Origin of the sequence: Cellulomonas xylanilytica, from assembly GCF_007989805.1 — a bacterium.
Classification (GTDB): Bacteria; Actinomycetota; Actinomycetes; order Actinomycetales; family Cellulomonadaceae; genus Cellulomonas; species Cellulomonas xylanilytica.
Genome location: NZ_BJUB01000009.1, coordinates 237,325 through 255,760, shown reverse-complemented (window position 1 = coordinate 255,760; position 18,436 = coordinate 237,325). Strand labels below are relative to the sequence as shown.

Below are 18,436 nucleotides of genomic sequence, written 5' to 3'. Positions count from 1 at the left end.
CCGTCGGGACGTCCGCACAGAAGCGCGTTCCAGCACTCCGAGGTGCGGACGTTGCGCAGCCACCGTCCGTTCGTCCCAGCGACCTGAGCTGCGACGGTGTCAGGCCTGGGTGCGGAGCCACTCCGCCGGGTCCGTGAGGACCCGGGACAGTGCGGCGAGCGCGCCGCCGGTCATCGCGGGGTACTGGCCGGCGCGGGCCGGGGAGACCAGCAGGGGCGACCACGGGGAGAAGATCACGAGCTCCTGCAGGCGGGCGGCGACCTCGTCGTGCACGTGCCCGAAGAGCTGGCCGAAGGTCCCGCCCAGGACCACCTCGCCGACGTCGACGACGTTCGCCACGTTGGCCAGAGCGACGCCGAGCGCACGCGCGGCCTGCGCGACGGCGGCCTCCGCGCGCGCGTCGCCGGCGCGCAGCGCGTCGAGCAGGGCGTCGAGGCGGGCGGTCGCCGGGAGGCCGGCGGCGCGCAGCATGGCGTCCTGGCCGGCCAGCGCCTCGAGGCTCCCGTCGGCGGGGTGCGGCCCGCGGAAGGCGTCGACGACGATGTGCCCGATCTCGCCGGACCAGCCGTGCCGGCCGGGGAAGATGTCGCCGTCGAGGACGATCGCACCACCGATGCCGACCTCGCCGGAGACGTACGCGAAGCTGGGTGAGCCGCGCCGGGCGTGGGCCTCGGCGCGGGCGGCCAGGTTGGCCTCGTTGCCGACGCGCGGCGGGAGCGCGGACAGGACGGTGGGCGCGGCCGGGCCGGAGAGGGCACCGACGACGTCGACGTCGCGCCAGCCGAGGTTCGGTGCGACGCGTAGGGGGCCGGTGACCCGGTCGACGAGCCCCGGCAGCGCGAGCGTGGTGCCGGCGAGGCGGACCCCGCCGGCGCGCAGCCCGTCGACCACCGGCGCGACGAGCGCGGCGAGGCGGTCCAGGACCGTGGCGGCGTCGGCCCCGCGCAGGTCGTCGAGCTCGACGTGCTCGGCCAGCACGTCCCCGGCGAGGTCGATCACGCGGACGCCGAGGTAGTCGACGTTGACCTCCATGCCGACCCCGGCGACGGTCCCCCGGGCGGGTGCGAGCGGGACGGCCGGGCGGCCGGCGCGCTGGGTCTGCGCGGGGTCGAGCTCCCGCACCAGGCGCGCCTCGATGAGGTGGTCCACGAGCCCGGAGACGGTGGCGCGGGCGAGCCCCTCGGAGGCCGCGAGCTGGGCCCGGGAGACCGGCTCGGGGGCATCGACGATGCCGCGCAGCGCGACCCCGAGGTTCTGGTCGCGCATCTGCGCCTGCCGGGCCACGCGCGACGGGTCGCGGGGTTCGGGCGTCGGCATGCGCTTGACCCTACCGGTTTCCCGGGATAAATTCATCCGGCAAACTAAACCGCAATGACTCGATGAGGAGACGCGTGATGGCAGCGCAGCCCACCCGTGCAGACAAGTTCTCGTTCGGCCTCTGGACGGTCGGCTGGAACGCCCAGGACCAGTTCGGCTCGGCCTCCCGCCCCTGGCTCGACCCGGTGGAGTCGGTCCACAAGCTGGCCGAGCTGGGCGCCGCGCACGTGACGTTCCACGACGACGACGTCGTCCCGTTCGGCTCCGACGCGGCCGAGCGCGACCGCATCCTCGCCCGCTTCAAGGGCGCTCTCGACGAGACCGGCATCACCGTCGAGATGGTCACCACCAACACGTTCAGCCACCCGATCTTCAAGGACGGCGCGTTCACGTCCAACGACCGCCGCGTGCGCCGCTACGGCCTGCGCAAGGTGGTCCGCAACGTCGACCTGGCCGCCGAGCTCGGCGCCGACACGTTCGTCATGTGGGGCGGCCGCGAGGGCGCCGAGTACGACTCCGCCAAGGACCTCAACGCCGCGCACGACCGCTACGCCGAGGGCATCGACACGGTCGCCGCGTACATCAAGGAGAAGGGCTACGACCTGCGCATCGCGCTCGAGCCCAAGCCCAACGAGCCCCGCGGCGACATCCTGCTGCCGACGATCGGCCACGCGATCGCGCTGATCGACCGCCTCGAGAACTCCGACATCGTCGGCCTGAACCCCGAGGTCGGGCACGAGCAGATGGCGGGCCTCAACTACACCCAGGGCATCGCGCTGGCGCTGTGGGCGGGCAAGCTCTTCCACATCGACCTGAACGGCCAGAAGTCCATCAAGTACGACCAGGACCTGGTGTTCGGCCACGGCGACCTGTTCTCGGCGTTCGCCACGGTGGACCTCATCGAGAACGGCTTCCCGTCCGGCGGCCCCACGTACGACGGCCCGCGCCACTTCGACTACAAGCCGTCGCGCACCGAGGACTTCCAGGGCGTGTGGGACTCCGCGTCGGCCAACATGGCGACCTACCTGCTGCTCAAGGAGCGCTCGCAGGCGTTCCGCGCCGACCCCGAGGTGCAGGCGGCGTTCGAGGAGTCCGGCGTGCTCGAGCTCGCGCAGCCGACGCTGGCCGAGGGCGAGACCCTGGCCGACCTGCTCGCCGACCGCTCCGCCTACGAGGACCTCGACGTCGACGCCGTCGCCGAGCACGGCTTCGGCTTCGTCCGCCTCAACCAGCTGGCCCTCGAGCACGCCCTCGGCGCCCGCTGACCTGTCCCGTCCGTTCCACCGCAACGTCCGCGCTCCGTCGGGTCCCACCCCGCACGAGCGCGGACGTTGCGGGTTCACCTGGAGGTAGACCATGGCTCTCGTCGCCGGCATCGACTCGTCGACGCAGTCCTGCAAGGTCGTCGTCCGTGACGCGGACACCGGTGCGCTCGTGCGCTCCGGGCGCGCGTCGCACCCCGACGGCACCGAGGTGGCGCCCTGGTACTGGTGGGACGCCCTGCAGTCCGCCGTCGTCAGCGCGGGCGGTCTTGACGACGTCGACGCCGTCTCGGTCGGCGGCCAGCAGCACGGCATGGTGGCGCTCGACTCCCGCGGCGAGGTCGTCCGCGACGCGCTGCTGTGGAACGACACCCGGTCGGCGCCGGCCGCGCTGCAGCTCATCGACGAGCTGGGCGGGCCGCAGGCGTGGGCCGACGCGGTCGGCTCCGTGCCCGTCGCGTCCCTGACCGTGACCAAGCTGCGCTGGTTGCGCGATGCCGAGCCGGAGAACGCCGCACGCGTCGCGGCCGTCGCCCTCCCCCACGACTGGCTCACGTGGCGCCTCGCGGGAGCCACGGGCCTCGACGCCCTGGTGACCGACCGCTCCGACGCGTCCGGCACCGGCTACTGGTCACCCGCCGCCGAGGACTACCGGCACGACCTGCTGGAGCTGGCGCTGGGCCACGACGCGCTGGTCCCCCGCGTGCTCGGCCCGTCGGAGGCCGGACCCCGGACCACCGGCGGCGCCGTCCTCGGACCGGGTGCGGGCGACAACGCCGCTGCGGCGCTCGCCCTGGGCCTGCAGCCCGGTGACGTCGCGGTCTCGATCGGCACCTCCGGCGTCGTCTCGGCGATCGCGTCGGCGGCGACGGCCGACGGCTCGGGCCTGGTGACCGGGTTCGCCGACGCGGCGGGCGGCTTCCTCCCGCTCGCCTGCACGCTGAACGCGTCGCGCGTGCTCGACGCGACGGCCCGGATGCTCGGCGTCGACCACGCCGGCCTGTCCGCGCTGGCGATGTCCGCCCCGGCGGGCGCCGACGGTCTCGTCCTCGTGCCCTATCTGGAGGGCGAGCGCACGCCCAACAAGCCCGACGCGACCGGTGCGCTGCACGGCCTGCGCCTGGCCAACACGACGCCGGCGCACGTGGCACGGGCCGCCGTCGAGGGCATGCTCTGCGCGCTCGCCGACGGCATCGACGCGCTCCGGGCGCAGGGGGTCGCGGTCCAGCGCCTGTTCCTGATCGGTGGCGGCGCGCAGTCGGCGGCCGTCCGGGCGATCGCGCCGTCGGTGCTCGGGCTGGACGTCCACGTGCCCACGCCCGGGGAGTACGTCGCCGACGGGGCCGCCCGCCAGGCCGCGTGGGTGCTCTCCGGGTCCGCGACCCCGCCGTCGTGGAGCTCGGCGTCCGAGGCGACGGTGTGCACCGGTGCTCCGGAGCCCCGCGTCCGCGAGCAGTACGCCGCCGTGCGCGAGCTCACCGGGGTCCGTCCGGCCTAGAGCATGACGAGAGCCCGGCACCCCCCCGGGCCGGGCTCTCGTCGTCGTGCTGTGGAGCGGGTGTCAGTGGGACGCGTCGTACGCGGCCTTGACCTCCGCGGAGATGCGTCCGCGCTCGGACACGTGGTGGCCGTGCTCCTTGGCCCACTCCCGGATCGCCTGGGCGTCGCCGGACGACGAGCGCCGTCCACGAGGAGCGGTCGACTTCGCGGCCGTGCGGCCGCCGACCTTGCGTGCGTGACCGACCCACTGCGCGAACGAGTCGCGCAGCTCGCCGGCGTGACCGGACGTCAGGTCGATCTCATAGGTGACGCCGTCGAGCCCGAACGTCACGGTCTCGTCTGCAGTTCCGCCGTCGATGTCGTCGACCAGCAGGACCTGAACCTTCTGCGCCATTGTGTTCTCCATCATGCAGATGCGGGGGGAAATGCCTGTCGCGTTCACTATCGCATCGGCACAATAAGGCGTCAAACGGCGGGGCCGGATTCCTCTTTATTGGCGGCGAGTTCTGCCTGCCGTTCGGCCGCGTCCATTCTGGCCAATGCCTGACGCTCGGTTCGGTCGGCATTGACCAGCGCGCGGATGGCGAACCAGAACAGCAATCCGACGCCGATGGAAGGCAGGAGCGCGGCGAGCGCGGTGAACAGCGGGTTCATGAGCCGAGCGGCTTCACGAGGGGGAACAGGATCGTCTCGCGGATACCGAGCCCGGTCAGGGCCATGAGCAACCGGTCGATCCCGAGCCCGATGCCGCCCGCGGGAGGTAACGCGTACTCGACTGCTGTGAGAAAGTCCTCATCTACGCGCATGGCCTCGTCGTCGCCCGCCGCGGTCAGCAGCGCCTGAGCCTCGAAGCGCCTCCGCTGGATCACCGGGTCGACGAGCTCGGAATACCCCGTGGCGAGCTCGAACCCGCGCACATAGAGGTCCCACTTCTCCACCACACCGGGGATGGCGCGGTGATCACGCACGAGCGGGCTGGTCTCCACCGGGAAATCGCGCACGAATGTGGGGGCAAACAGGTGGTCGCCCACCTGGTGCTCCCAGAGCAGCTCGACCAGCTTGCCGTGGCTCACGCGCTTGGCGTCCGTCTCGACACCCAGCTTGTCCGCGTACGCGGCGAGCATGTCCAGGGGCGTCTGCGGGGTGATCTGCTCACCGAGCGACTCCGACAGCGACCCGTACATGCTCAGCTGGGCCCAGTCGCCACCGAGGTCGTACTCCTCGCCGTCCGGCATGACGACCACGGACGTGCCGAGCACGTCCTGCGCCGCCGTCTGCACCAGGTCCTGGGTCAGCGCCGCCATCGTGTCGTAGTCCCCGTAGGACTCGTACGCCTCGAGCATCGCGAACTCCGGGGAGTGCGTGGAGTCCGCCCCCTCGTTGCGGAAGTTGCGGTTGATCTCGAACACCCGCTCGATGCCGCCGACCAGCGCGCGCTTGAGGAACAGCTCGGGGGCGATACGCAGGTACAGGTCCATGTCGAACGCGTTCATGTGCGTGACGAACGGCCGGGCCGTGGCGCCGCCGGGCTGCGTCTGCAGCATCGGCGTCTCGATCTCGACGAAGTCGCGGCGGTGGAAGTTGTCCCGCAGCGAGCGCAGGAGCGCGGGACGCTGGCGGGCCGTCTCGCGGGCCTTGGGCCGCACGATGAGGTCGACGTAGCGCTGCCGGACCCGGGCCTCCTCGGAGAGCTCCACGCCCTCGTAGAGGTTGGGCAGCGGGCGCAGCGACTTCGCCGCGATCTGCCACGCGTCGGCGAAGACCGACAGCTCGCCGCGACGGGAGCTGATCACACGGCCGTGCACGAACAGGTGGTCGCCGAGGTCGACGTCGGTCTTGAAGGCGGCGAGCCGCTCCTCCCCGACCGCCGCGAGGCTGAACATGGCCTGCAGGCGGTTGCCCTCACCGTCCTGGAGCGTGGCGAAGCAGAGCTTGCCGCCGATCCGGACGAACACCACGCGGCCGGCCACGCCGACCTCGTCGTCCGTCTCCTGGCCCGGCTCCAGGTCCGGGTGCTCCGCACGCACCTGCGCGATCGTGTGGGTGCGCGGCACCCCGACCGGGTACGCCTCGACGCCCGACGCGAGCAGGCGGTCCCGCTTCTCGCGCCGCACCCGGATCTGCTCAGGGGCGTCGTCGGGTGCAGGGGTGCTCTCGGGCGTCTCGCTCACCGGACGATCTTACCGGCGCGCCACGGGCCGGCCGGCGCGTCACCGGCCGGTCGGCTCCAGGTCGAGCGCCAGGTCGAGGATCGGCGACGAGTGCGTCAGTCCACCCACCGACAGGTAGTCGACCCCCGTCGACGCGACCTCGCGCGCGCGGTCGAGCGTGAGGTTGCCCGTGGCCTCCAGCTCGACCTCCGCGTCGACCGCCCGCACCGCGGCCACCACCTCCGCCAGCAGCGGCGTCGCCATGTTGTCCAGCAGCAGGAAGCGGGCGCCCGCGGCGACGGCCTCCAGCGCCTGGTCGAGCGTGTCCGCCTCGACCTGGATGGTCACGTCCGGGTACCGCTCGCGGACGGCGGCCACCGCGGCCGACACGGAGCCCGCGGCCACGACGTGGTTGTCCTTGACCATCGCCACGTCGTAGAGGCCCATGCGCTTGTTGGTGCCGCCGCCGCAGCGCACCGCGTACTTCTCCAGGGCGCGCAGCCCGGGGGTCGTCTTGCGGGTGTCCAGCACGAGCGCGCCCGTGCCCTCCAGCGCGTCGGCCCAGCGGCGCGTGTGCGTGGCGACGCCGGACGCCCGGGAGGCCAGGTTGAGCAGCGTCCGCTCCGCCACGAGCAGGACCTGCACGGGACCGGTCAGCACGGCCAGCACGTCTCCGCGGGACACCCGGGTGCCGTCCGGGACGCGCTGGTCGACGGTCGCCATCGGCAGGCCGAGCCGGGCGGCGACCTGGCCGACGACCTCGGGGATCACCACGAGCCCCGCGACGACACCGTCCTGGCGCGCGACGAGGTCGGCGGCACCCGTCGACTCCGGCGGGATCGTCGACTGCGTGGTGACGTCCCGGCCGGGCTCCGGGCCGAGGTCCTCGTCGAGGGCGACCGCCACGGTGCGGGCGATCCAGGCGGGGTCGAGGGCAGGGGTGGGCGCGGTCACGGCGTCACGCTACCGGCGTGCGGCCGACCGTCCCGCCCGGACGACGCCACTCCGGAGGGCACGACCGAGGCCCGCGTCGAAGGACGACGCGGGCCCCGGCCTGGTCCGTCAGCGCGTCTTGACGGGTGCGCTCGTGCTCGGGCTCACGTTCGCGGTGTCGTTCGGGACGAACGTCGCCGTGTACGTGTGCTTGCCCGACGGGACGGTCCCGATCGCGATGCCGAGCACCACGCTGAGCCGCTTGACCACCGTGGTGCCCTCACGGATCTCGATCGTTCCCGACGGGAGCTTCCCGTTGTTCGTGGCGACCGTGGCCACCGCGATCGACGGGATGAACAGGAACCCGCGGGTCACCGACAGCCCGGTCGTCGTGGTGACCTTCTCCACGACCACCGTGACCGCCGCCGACTCCGAGCCCGTCACCGTGTCGTCACCGGCGTACCGGGCGACGACGTCGTAGCTGCCGGAGGGCGTGGACGCCGGCAGCCGCAGGGTGGCCGTGCCGCCCCGCAGGTTCGCGGTGCCCAGCACGGTGTCTCCGGCGACGAACTCGACGGCTCCTGCCACGGCCACGTCGGCCGTCACCGTGGCGGTTAGGGTGACCCGCGACGACGAGCCGAACACCTGGCTCGACGGCGCTGCCGTCAGCGTGGTGGTCGACGACGGGACGTCCACCTCCGACTCGACCAGCCGCAGCACACCCCAGCGGGCCGTGCTCTGGTAGCCGGCGCCGGTCGGGTCGGCCCAGTTGTGGATCGAGGTGCGCGCGCCGTTGCTGGCGTCGTTCACCTGGAAGTCCACCCCCTGGAAGCTGCCGGCGCCGCCGTCCTCGAGGAGGCTGATCGACGCCTCGACGACGTACCCGGTGTCGGTCAGGCGCGTCGCGCTGACCAGCCGGTTCTGCTGGAACGCCTCGTCACCCGTGCCGAACGAGACCACGTTGGTCGCGCTGATCCGGATCTGCGTGTCGTCGTACCGGTAGGAGCCGTTCTTGTAGTTGCCCGGGTCCACGTAGATCTCGACCGAGTCCTGGATCCACGGGTCGGAGCCCGTGACGTCCACGACCGGGTCGGTGACCTCCGCGAGCACGAACAGCGTGTTGTCCTTCCAGAGGGTGCGGACCTCCGCGGTCGCCCCACCGGTGCCGTTGGTCTGCTTGTCGGTGCGGACGGTGGTGGCGTCGGCCCAGGAGGAGTCCTCCTCGCCGTCGATCGCGGGTGCCGTCTCCACGGAACCCACCTCGGCGTACGAGAGCGGCTCGACGAGCGTGAGCGTGCCCACCGCCCCCGGGGTGTTCCAGGCCACCGTGTCCGCGCCGTCCGTGACCCGGACGTCGAAGGGCAGCGTGCCGCCCTCCGCCACCGGGGTGGTCAGCGGGAGCTTCACGACGGCCTCGTAGCCGCCGTCGGTCTGGGTGACCACGCCGTCGACGTCGCCGGAACCGTCCCTGCTGAACGTGACGGTCTGGCCGGCGTAGGCGATCTCGATCGCGTCGGTGTCCTGCGCCGTCGCGTCGTCGACCCGGACGTACGCCGTCAGGTTGTCGGGCGCCCAGCGGAGCTGGAAGGCGGTCGAGTCGTCGATGACGTTCAGCGGCAGCTGGGACCACCGGACGTCGGACGTCGGGTCGGTCAGCGGCACGTCCTCGGCGAAGACGTTCGCCGTGCGCTGCCGGGCCGGCAGCTCGTCGTCGACGATCCCGAAGTACGCCGGCTTGGCCTGCAGCAGGTCGTCGAACACGAGCGGTGCGCCGGAGTCGCTGCGCCAGCTGCGGCCGTCGGTGAGGCCCCACACCGTGACCGAGAACAGGCTCTCGGCGTGCGCCCGGAAGATCCGGAACGCGTCGCGGTAGTAGTAGCCCTGCTCGACGAGCTTCCCGTCGGTCACCGGGGTGCCGGTGGTGACGTCGAGCTCGGTGACCGCCTGCACCACGGGGAGGTCCTCGAAGGCGACGATGGCCGCCTCGAGCGCCGACACCGGCATCGCGAGGCTGACGTGGAACTGGTGCCCCACGCCGTCGACCGGGACACCGCGCTCGAGCAGGCGCTCGACCAGGGCGTGCAGGCGAGCCTGCTTGCCGCCCTGCTCGGTGTTGTAGTCGTTGATGAACAGGGTGATCGGACGGTCGGCGCCCGCGGCGGCGAACTCGTCGTTGAACGACTCGTCCGCGTACTGGAACGCCAGGTCGATGAACTCCTCGCCCAGGATCCGGTACCACTCGCTGCGGCGCAGCCCGTCGGCGAACTCGCCGCTGTCGCTGACCACCTCGTTGACCACGTCGAACGCGACCAGCGGGTTGGTGTCGCTGCCGAACTCGCCGTAGGTGTCGCTCAGGTGCTGGGCGACGGAGTGGATGTGCGTCCGCAGCCGGTCGCGGAGCACCTGGCGGTCGGCCTCGCTCGTCGTGAGCGGCACGCCCGCCTCGTCCTGGAAGAACCAGGCCGGCGTCTGGCTGTGCCACGCGAGCGTGTGCCCGTACACGTCGATCCCGTTGTCCTGCGCGTACCGCATGATCGCGTCGGCCTCGGGGTGCGGCGTGAACGTGCCCTCGGCGTCGTACCAGGCCTCGGGCTTCATGTAGTTCTCGGACGTGACCTGGTCGAAGTGGCGCAGGAGGAGCTCCGACTGCGCCCCGGTCTGCTCACGGCTGTCGATCGCCGCGCCCACCGGGAAGTCGACCGTGTCCTTGATCGGCGTCAGGTCCTGCACCTGTAGCGGGTCCTGGACCTTGACCACGACGTCGTCGACGAGGAAGTCGGACGTGTTGCCCGGGTCCCCGTTCTCCCACGGCGTCTCGAAGTACAGCAGCGCCGAGTCGGCCGCGGCCATCTGGAACGTGCCGGTGACCTCCACCCACTCGCTGTTCGACATGCCCGTGAACTGCTTGAGCGTGTCGTAGGAGGTGCTGGCGCCGACCGTGCGGGCCAGGCTCAGCCAGATGTCGTCGACCGTCTGGCCGGGCGCGAACCGCACCCACGCCGAGTACTCGTAGCTGGTGCCGGGGATCAGCACGCCGGTGGCGTCGAACCCGATCCCGTGCCCCTGCGAGGCGCGCCCGGTCAGCACGGCGGACTGTGCGCCGCCGTGCGCGAGCTCGGTCGTGACCGCCAGGGTGCCCTGGCCGGTGTCGGTCGCCCGAGGGACCCAGCCCTGCAGGCCGTCCTCGAAGTCCGCGCTGATCACGGCGGTTCCCGGCGGCTGGCTCGGAGCGAGCGTGACGGCGGGCAGCGTGAAGGCCCAGCCCTCGTCCAGGCGCTCCTGGATGACGGTCTTGGCGGCCGCGACGGTGCCGGCCCGGGAGCCGCCGCCGTCGTGCATCAGCACGACCTCGCCGCTCTTCATGGCCGTGCGCAGCCGCGTGGTGAGCGTGGCCTCGTCCTGGGTCTCCCAGTCGCCGATCGTGTTGGTCACCGCGAGCGGCTGCATGCCGAGGGCCACCGCGGCGGCCCGGTTCGCGTCCGTCCACACGCCGTTGGCGGCGCGGAAGAACGGCACCTGCGCCGACGGGTTGCCCAGGGCAGTGCGGATGATCGTCAGGTTGTCGGCCAGGTCCTGCTCGACCTCGGCCTGCGTGCCGTCGAGGACGTCGTAGGACGTGCCGTGGTTGCAGAGCGTGTGGCCGTCGGCGACGATCCGCTTCAGGAGGTCCGCGCCGCCGGGCGCCTGGACGTTCTGCCCGATGACGCAGAACGTGGCCTGGAGGTCCTTGGCCGCCAGGAAGTCGAGCAGCTCGGTCGTGTCGGCGCCGTTGGGGCCGTCGTCGAACGTCAGGGCGGACCGGTCGCCGGTGCCCTGCGCCGCACTCACCGGGGTCGTCGTGGGGTTCAGCGCACCACCGGGCAGGACGTCCGGGGTCTCCGGCTCCTCACCGTCCGCCGGGGCGGTGATCGTGAGGTCGTCGACCAGGTAGGTGTACGGGGCGTCGAGCGCGCCCGTGCCGATGTAGACCTGCAGCGCCGCGGGGTCGGCGTCGGCCGGCACGGTGTACGTGCCGGTCACCGTGGTCCACGCGTCCGCGGTCATCGTGGTGTTGCCCACCCACGTGTAGGCGGGCTTCACGACGAGGCGCACCCCGGCGGACCCGACCGTGTCGGGAGCCAGCCGTGCGCGCATCGAGAGCGTCAGCTCGGTCCCGGGCTCCACGTCGGCGAACAGGCCGGCAGCGGTCTGGATGCCGTCGAAGTCCTCGGTCCGGTCGGCCACCTGGAGCGCGGGGTTGCCCTCGACGTCGACCACCGACAGCGTCGCGCCGCCGCTGGCGGCCCAGTCGCTGTAGGTGCCGTCAGTGAAGTCGGTCGACACGATCGTCTCGACCGACGGGGTGGCGGCGGGCGCCGTGATCACGATGTCGTCGAGGAGGTAGGTGTAGGGGGCGTCGAGCGCGCCCGTGCCGACGTAGACCTGCAGCGCCGCGGGGTCGGCGTCGGCCGGCACGGTGTACGTGCCGGTCACGGTGGTCCACGCGTCGGCCGTCATGGTCGTGTTGCCGACCCACGTGTAGGCGGGCTTCGCGACGAGGCGCACCCCGGGAGACCCGACCGTGTCGGCAGCCAGCCGTGCGCGCATCGACAGCGTCAGCTCCGTGCCGGGCTCGACGTCGGCGAACAGGCCGGCCGGCGTCTGGATGCCGTCGAAGTCCTCCGTGCGGTTGGCGACCTGCAGCGCCTGGTCGCCGTCCACGTCGACGAACGACAGCGTCGGGCCGCCGCTCTGCGTCCAGCCGCCGAGCGTGCCGTCGGAGAAGTCCGTGGAGACGATGGTGGTGTCCGCGGCGAGCGCCGCCGTTCCCGTGCTGACCACTGCGGCGGGGACCGCGGCGACCGCGAGGGCGGTGGCCAGTGCCACCCCGATAGTTTCGAGACGATTCCGTGACGTGCGTGCGTGTCTCATCGACGCTCCTTTGCGCAGACGTATGCCCCTCTTTCGGGCGATCCTTGGGAGAGGGTAAGCAGCGCGCGGGCAGGACACTAGTGCTGGAGGTATCGAAACTCTCCGACGGTATCGATCGTTATGCCGATAGTGTCGGGATTCACTCAGGCGAGTGACGAGCGCCGCGACACCAGCGTCCCGTCGCGCAGCGAGAGCTCCAGCCGGAGCCGCCAGGCGTCCACGGGGACCGGGAAGTCGCTGCGCGCGTGCCCGCCGCGGCTCTCCTCGCGCTCGAGAGCGGCCGCCGTCAGCACGGTCGCCACCTGGTGCACGTTCGTCGTCTCCCACTCGGCCACCTGCGGGGCGGCCAGCCGGCGGCCCTCGTCGGTGCGCAGGTGCGCGTCGGTGCGCACGGCCTCGAGCGCCGCCACCGCCCGCCGCAGCCCGTCCCCCGAGCGCAGCGGGCCGGGTCCGTCGGACGCGATCCGCTGCACCCGGGCACGGGACGCCGCAGCGACCAGGGCCTCGTCGCCCGGCCGGGTCTCCGGCGTGAGCAGGGTGAGGGCTCCGCCGCTGACCTGCGTGGCGATGTGCCGGGCCGCGCGGGTGGCGAACACCAGCCCCTCGAGCAGGGAGTTCGACGCCAGCCGGTTGGCGCCGTGCACGCCTGTGCAGGCCGTCTCCCCCACCGCGTACAGGCCGGGCAGGCTGGTCCGCCCGACGAGATCCGTGACCACCCCGCCCGAGTGGTAGTGCTGCGCCGGCGCGACGGGGACCAGGTCCGTCGTCATGTCGATGCCGTGCTCGAGCAGGCGGTCGTTGATCGTCGGGAACCGCGAGCGCAGGAAGTCGTCGCCAAGGTGCCGGGCGTCCAGCCACACGTGGTCGGACCCGGTCTCGCTCATCCGCCGGACGATCGCGTGCGCGACGACGTCCCGCGGAGCCAGCTCGGCCATCGGGTGCACGTCGGGCATGAACCGCACACCGTCGGTGTCGAGCAGCAGCGCCCCCTCGCCCCGCACCGCCTCGGACACCAGCGTCAGCTGGCCCTTCACGCCGGAGCCGAGCCACAGCACGGTCGGGTGGAACTGCACGAACTCCACGTCGCCCAGCACCGCGCCGGCGCGCAGGGCGGCGGCGATCCCGTCACCCGTCGCCTGCGCCGGGTTGGTGGACGAGCGGAAGACCTGCCCGATGCCGCCGGTCGCCAGCACGACCGCGCGGCCCAGGGCCGCACCGACACCGTCGCGCTGCCCCTCGCCGATCACGTGCAGCGTCACGCCGCACGCACGCCCGGGACGGCCGTCCGGGCCGGGCGGGCCCGTGAGCACGTCGAGGACGAGGGCGTGCTCGATGACCTCGATGCCCGGGTCGTCGCGCACGGCCTCGATCTGCGCGACGAGCGCGCGGGAGATCTCCGCCCCCGTGGCGTCGCCGCCGGCGTGCGCGATGCGGTCGGCGTGGTGCCCGCCCTCGCGGGTCAGCGAGATGCTGCCGTCCGCGCCGGTGTCGAACACGGCACCACGCGCCACCAGCTCGCGGACGCGTCGCGGCCCCTCGGTGACCAGCACCTCGACCGCACGGGGGTCGCACAGGCCCGCACCGGCGACCAGCGTGTCCTGCAGGTGCGCCGCGGGCGAGTCCGACGGGTCCAGCGCCGCGGCGATGCCGCCCTGCGCCCACACGGTCGACCCCGACGCGAGGATGTCCTTGGTGACCAGCAGGACCCGGGGCACGCGCGTGCGCAGCTCCAGCGCCGCGGTCAGGCCCGCGATGCCCGAGCCGACGACGACCGCGTCGGCCTCGACCGTCCAGCCGGGCTCCGGGGCTGCCAGCCGCGTGGCGAGCCGGGTCACCGAGCGACCGACGAACGACCCTCGGCGAACGGCAGCCCGCTCGGCTGCAGCCCTTCCCAGCCCTCCGGGACCTGACCGGGGTCGTCCCCGACGGACACGACCCGGTTGGCGCCGTCGACGAGCACGACGTGCGGCTCGTACGTGCGGGACTCCGCGTCGGAGAGCTGCCCGTACGCGATGAGGATGACGATGTCCCCCGGGTGCACCAGGTGCGCGGCGGCGCCGTTGATGCAGACCTGACCCGACCCCGGCTCGCCGGCGATGGCGTACGTGGTCAGGCGGGCGCCGTTGGTGACGTCGACGACGTCCACCTGCTGCCCGGGCAGGACGTCCGCGGCGGCGAGCAGGTCCGCGTCGACGGTGATCGAGCCGACGTAGTGCAGGTCCGCCTGCGTCACGGTGGCGCGATGGATCTTGCCCGTCATCATCGTGCGCGTCAGTGACGTCACGGGCGGACCTCCACAGGGCCGTTGTCGATGAGCCGGGTCGTCCCGACGGTCGCCGCGACCAGCAGCAGGGCCTCGCCGACGAAGTCTGCGGGGACCTCGGCGAACGTCTCCGGGTCGACCAGCGCGACGTAGTCGACGTCGGTCTCCGCCAGGGCGGCGCGCGCGGTGCCGCGGATCTGGTCGGCGCTGCCGGACGCGCGCAGCGCCCGGGACAGCCCGAGCGCGCGGCCGCGCTCCTCGTCGCTCAGGTAGGCGTTGCGGCTGGACAGGGCGATGCCGTCCTCGTCGCGGACGATCGGCGCCGCCTCGATCACGACGGGCACGTCGAGGTCACGGACCATCCGACGCACCGCCGCCAGCTGCTGCGCGTCCTTGGCCCCGAACAGCGCCACCCCCGGCCGCGTCAGGTGGAGCAGCTTGAGCACGACCGTGAGGACCCCGTCGAGGTGGCCGGGCCGGCTGACCCCCTCGAGGACGTCCCCGATGTGCCCGGCACTGACGCGCACGACCGGGTCCCCGTCCGGGTAGACGACCTCCGGTCCGGGTGCGAAGACGATGTCGTCCGGACCCAGCAGGCCGGGGCCCGACAGGAGCGCGAGGTCGCGCTGCAGGTCGCGCGGGTACCGCGCCAGGTCCTCCGACGGTGCGAACTGGAGCGGGTTCACGAAGATCGTCACCACGACGGCGTCCGCCAGCTCGCGAGCCCGCGCGACCAGCGAGAGGTGCCCGGCGTGCAGCGCCCCCATGGTCATCACGACCGCCCGCCGGTGCGGCCGGGCGGAGTGCGCGGTCCCCGCGTACCCCTCGGTGCGCGGCACCGCCTGCACGTCCTGCACGGCCAGCGCCGCGGCCAGCGCCTCGCGCGTGTGCACGAGCGTCGGCGTCGTGGTCTGCGTGGTCATTCGTCCTCCTGCGGGTCCGGCCCGTCCTCCACCTGCAACGCCCCGGCATCCTCGGTGATGCCGTCCAGCAGCTCCTGTGCCGCGGCCGGCGAGATCAGGCCCGCGGCCAGCGCCCGCCCGGTCGCCGAGCGCGCCAGGGCACGGTATCCCGCAACGACGTCCACCGCCCCCGTGGCGGCCGCGAACGTGGTCAGCGCCACACCGTGCTCCCGGACCGTCCCCGCGTCGCCGCGGCGCACCGGGCCGGTCAGCGCGGCGATCGCCCCGGACCCCCCGGCCGACTCGGCGCGCAGCGCACCGTCCAGCGCCGCCTCCAGCAGCGGGCCGAGCATCCGACCGGGGTCACCGACACCGGCCGCCGCCAGCGCCTGCGCGGCCTGCGCGACGAGCACGACGAGGTGGTTCGCGCCGTGCGCCAGGGCCGCGTGGTAGAGCCCGCGCGCCTCCTCCGCCAGCACCACCGGCTCGCCGCCGATCTCCACGACCAGGGCCTGGCCGATGGGCAGCACCGGCGACGGGGCCGTCACCGCGAACGAGCAGCCGACCAGCCGGGCCAGGTCCAGCGACGTGCCCGTGAACGTCATCGCCGGGTGCAGCGCCAGCGGGATGACCCCCGCCGCCCGCGCCGGCGCCAGCACGTCCACCCCGAACCGACCCGACGTGTGCACCACGATCTGGCCCACCTGCCACGCGCCCAGGTCCGCGAGCCCGCGCACCAGGTCCGCCAGCGCGTCGTCCGGGACCGTGAGCAGCACGAGCTCCGCGCGCCGGACCACCTCGGGGATGTCCAGCACCGGCACGCCCGGCAGCAGCGCCGCCGCGCGCTCGCGGGACGCCTCCGAGATCGCCGAGACCGCGACCACCGGGTGCCCCGCGCTGCGCAGCGCGTTGCCGAGCACCGCACCGACCCGTCCCGAGCCGATGACACCGACACCCAGCCGGCCCGGGCGATCTGCCGGGTCCGGTGGCGTCATCCGTCCGCTCCGGCGGCCGGCGGGACCGGCGACCCGGTCGACCCTGCACCGGGAACCTCGCCCGCCGGAGCCGTCGTCGGGCCCGTCGGCACCGTCGACCCTGCACCGGGGACCTCACCCGCAGGAGCCGTCGTCGGCACCGGGTTCGGGACGGCCGGCGTCGGTGCCCCCACCGCGCGCATCCACTGCTCGGGCGTCGCGGTCGCCCGGGCGTTCCTGGCCCGCTCGGCCTGCTCGTCGAGCAGCTCCGCGGCGACCGCGGCGTCGAGGTGGTTGACGCGCGGCGAGACCGGTCCGGGGGTCGAGTGCAGGACGAACGACGCCAGCCCGAGCCGACGCTGGATCGGACCCTGCTCGAGCCCGAGGGACTGCGTGCGCTCGTGCGGCACGACGTCGACGCTGCGCCAGATCCGGCCGGACCGGGTGACCAGGGCCCGCTCGGTCACCCGCACCCCGTGCCGCCGCCAGCCCACCGGGTCCACCCAGCGCGCCCGGCGCGGCGCCGGGGTGAACCCGCCGTCGTCGTCCCTGCCGGTCAGGGCCGCGGTGACGAGCTCCGTCGGGTCCTGCACCCCCAGGTCGGGCAGCACCAGCCAGAGCGCGGTCATCGCCTCGTCGCGCGTGGCCACCGGGTGCAGCACCGTGTCCCGCTGCTGCTGGTCGCCCTGGCCGTAGCCGGCCACGTTGATCTCGACGCGCCACCAGTCCGGACCGCGCCACAGCGGACCCTGCCGCAGGCGGATGGCCTGCACCCGCCCGGGCGGCACGGTCTGCGCGCGCGCCTCCGTGAGCCCGTGCCGCAGCCGGATGCCGTCGGGCGAGATCGCGGCGCGGAAGTTGGCCCCCTGGTTGATCCGGCTCCACACGAAGGTCACGCCCGCGAACAGCGGCGCGACGAGCACGAACGCCGCACTGATGTCCCGGGACACGACGGCCAGCGTGATCGCACCCGCCGCCACCAGCAGCAGCACCGGCACGGCCCCCGACCGCAGGGTCGCCCGCACCAGCCGGCCCATCGGCAGCTCGTACACCTGCCGCTCCGGGGCGACCTCGAACGGCACGGGAGCCACCGGCGCGGGCGCATCCGCCTCGGCGCCGTCGGCCGGCGGCGCCACCGGCACCGAGCCGGGCCGCTGCAGCCCCGCGGAGAGCGCGAGCAGCTCGGCCCGCAGCGCCTCCGCGTCCGCCTCGCGCAGGAACGCCAGCGACACGGCGGACCCGCTCCCCCCGGCCACCTCGAGCTTGAGCTCCGCCAGGCCGACCAGCCGCGCGAGCAGGGGCTGCACCACGTCGACGGCCTGCAGCCGGTCCAGCCGCGCCTGCCGCTGCTGCCGGAACAGGATGCCGGTCCGCAGGTGCACGGCCTCGTCGGTGACGGCGAACCGGGTCACGCGCCACGCGATCGCGGAGTACCCGAACCCGATGAGGCCGATCAGCAGGATGCCGCCGATGAGCGCGAGGAACGCCGGGCCGTGCAGGAGGTCGATGGCCTGCTCGATGTTCTCGCCCACCTGGAACCAGCCGATGGCCAGGACGGCGACCAGGACCTTCCAGCCCTTGAGGGCCGGGGTGACCGGGTGCATCCGCCGCCAGCCGGTGACGTCCTCGTCGCTGACGCCGTCGACGTCGGGCGCGCTCCTGGGCGGCTCGGGTGCGCTGTGCGTGCTGGGGGTCTCGGGCGTGCTGGTCACAGTCCCGCCAGCCGCGCCTCGCCGCGGGACGCCATGCGGTCGCGCAGGCGCGCGGCCTCGTGCGGCGGTAGGCCCTCGATCGACGCGCTCGTGGCGGACGAGGCGGTGTGCAGCTGGACGGACGCGATCCCGAACTTGCGCGCGATCGGACCGGCGTTGACGTCGACGTACTGCATCCGGCCGTACGGCACCACGACGAGCGAGCGGAACATGATGCCGCGTCGCACCAGCAGGTCGTCCGCCCGCTCGGCGTAGGCCAGCGCACGCACCTGCCGCGGCACGAGCCAGAGGATCCACAGGACGAGCAGCACCACCACGGCGGGGAACGCCCAGAGCCAGGCCGCGCCGACGAGCACCGCCAGGAGCACCAGCAGCACGAGGATCGGTGCGAGCACGATGGCCGTGACCGTCAGGCGCGCGCCGACGAGCCGGCTCGACACCGGCGTCCACGTGACGTCGGTCGGGTCGAACGGCTCGCGGGTGCCGGGGACGGCGTCGGAGGTCATGAGCTC

14 protein-coding genes are annotated in these 18,436 nt (G+C 73.4%); 2 read left to right on the top strand and 12 right to left on the bottom strand.

The features are described from left to right. Window positions 1-99: 99 nt before the first annotated feature. The gene (locus CXY01_RS15345) at window positions 100-1,317 is read right to left on the bottom strand and encodes an ROK family protein (protein ID WP_146928636.1); all 1,218 of its coding nucleotides are present in this window, start codon (window positions 1,315-1,317) and stop codon (window positions 100-102) included. A gap of 77 nt (window positions 1,318-1,394) precedes the next feature. On the opposite strand from CXY01_RS15345, the gene xylA reads away from it, so the two are divergent. Together xylA and xylB are read left to right on the top strand one after the other, a co-directional pair. Then, on the top strand, window positions 1,395-2,582 hold the full coding sequence (gene xylA / locus CXY01_RS15340) for a xylose isomerase (protein ID WP_146928633.1): 1,188 nt from the start codon (window positions 1,395-1,397) through the stop codon (window positions 2,580-2,582). 91 nt (window positions 2,583-2,673) lie between these two features. Further along, the gene (xylB, locus tag CXY01_RS15335) at window positions 2,674-4,077 is read left to right on the top strand and encodes a xylulokinase (protein ID WP_146928629.1); all 1,404 of its coding nucleotides are present in this window, start codon (window positions 2,674-2,676) and stop codon (window positions 4,075-4,077) included. Between the two features lie 63 nt (window positions 4,078-4,140). Here the strand turns inward: xylB and CXY01_RS15330 are convergent, their stop codons facing one another. The 11 genes from CXY01_RS15330 to CXY01_RS15280 all read right to left on the bottom strand — a co-directional run bounded on the left by CXY01_RS15330 (window position 4,141) and on the right by CXY01_RS15280 (window position 18,430). Further along, the gene (locus CXY01_RS15330) at window positions 4,141-4,473 is read right to left on the bottom strand and encodes a histone-like nucleoid-structuring protein Lsr2 (protein WP_146928625.1); all 333 of its coding nucleotides are present in this window, start codon (window positions 4,471-4,473) and stop codon (window positions 4,141-4,143) included. 71 nt (window positions 4,474-4,544) lie between these two features. Further along, window positions 4,545-4,733, bottom strand: a complete 189-nt coding sequence (locus CXY01_RS15325; protein ID WP_146928622.1) for a hypothetical protein — start codon at window positions 4,731-4,733, stop codon at window positions 4,545-4,547. Then, a complete protein-coding gene (gene lysS / locus CXY01_RS15320) occupies window positions 4,730-6,250 on the bottom strand; it encodes a lysine--tRNA ligase (RefSeq protein ID WP_146928619.1) in 1,521 nt (506 codons plus the stop codon). The genes CXY01_RS15325 and lysS overlap by 4 nt, the downstream gene beginning before the upstream one ends. A gap of 39 nt (window positions 6,251-6,289) precedes the next feature. After that, window positions 6,290-7,183: a carboxylating nicotinate-nucleotide diphosphorylase gene (gene nadC, locus CXY01_RS15315; protein WP_146928614.1), complete on the bottom strand. Its 894-nt coding sequence runs from the start codon at window positions 7,181-7,183 to the stop codon at window positions 6,290-6,292. 108 nt (window positions 7,184-7,291) lie between these two features. Beyond that, window positions 7,292-12,028, bottom strand: a complete 4,737-nt coding sequence (locus CXY01_RS15310) for an endo-1,4-beta-xylanase (RefSeq protein ID WP_186813423.1) — start codon at window positions 12,026-12,028, stop codon at window positions 7,292-7,294. Between the two features lie 188 nt (window positions 12,029-12,216). Further along, entirely contained in the window at window positions 12,217-13,908 is a 1,692-nt protein-coding gene (locus tag CXY01_RS15305; protein WP_146928607.1) for an L-aspartate oxidase, read from the bottom strand. Beyond that, the gene (gene panD, locus CXY01_RS15300) at window positions 13,905-14,357 is read right to left on the bottom strand and encodes an aspartate 1-decarboxylase (RefSeq protein ID WP_146928603.1); all 453 of its coding nucleotides are present in this window, start codon (window positions 14,355-14,357) and stop codon (window positions 13,905-13,907) included. The genes CXY01_RS15305 and panD overlap by 4 nt, the downstream gene beginning before the upstream one ends. Further along, window positions 14,354-15,259 carry a pantoate--beta-alanine ligase gene (panC, locus tag CXY01_RS15295; protein ID WP_146928599.1) on the bottom strand — a complete coding sequence of 302 codons (906 nt, stop codon included), beginning with the start codon at window positions 15,257-15,259 and terminating at the stop codon, window positions 14,354-14,356. The genes panD and panC overlap by 4 nt, the downstream gene beginning before the upstream one ends. Next, on the bottom strand, window positions 15,256-16,233 hold the full coding sequence (locus CXY01_RS15290; protein ID WP_146928594.1) for a Rossmann-like and DUF2520 domain-containing protein: 978 nt from the start codon (window positions 16,231-16,233) through the stop codon (window positions 15,256-15,258). The genes panC and CXY01_RS15290 overlap by 4 nt, the downstream gene beginning before the upstream one ends. After that, window positions 16,230-17,924 (bottom strand): PH domain-containing protein, encoded by a 1,695-nt coding sequence (locus tag CXY01_RS15285; RefSeq protein WP_246125396.1) that lies wholly within the window; start codon window positions 17,922-17,924, stop codon window positions 16,230-16,232. Before CXY01_RS15285 ends, CXY01_RS15290 begins: the two co-directional genes overlap by 4 nt. Beyond that, complete coding sequence (locus CXY01_RS15280; RefSeq protein WP_146928590.1) at window positions 17,921-18,430, bottom strand: PH domain-containing protein; 510 nt, start codon at window positions 18,428-18,430, stop codon at window positions 17,921-17,923. Before CXY01_RS15280 ends, CXY01_RS15285 begins: the two co-directional genes overlap by 4 nt. Between the last annotated feature and the right edge of the window lie 6 nt (window positions 18,431-18,436).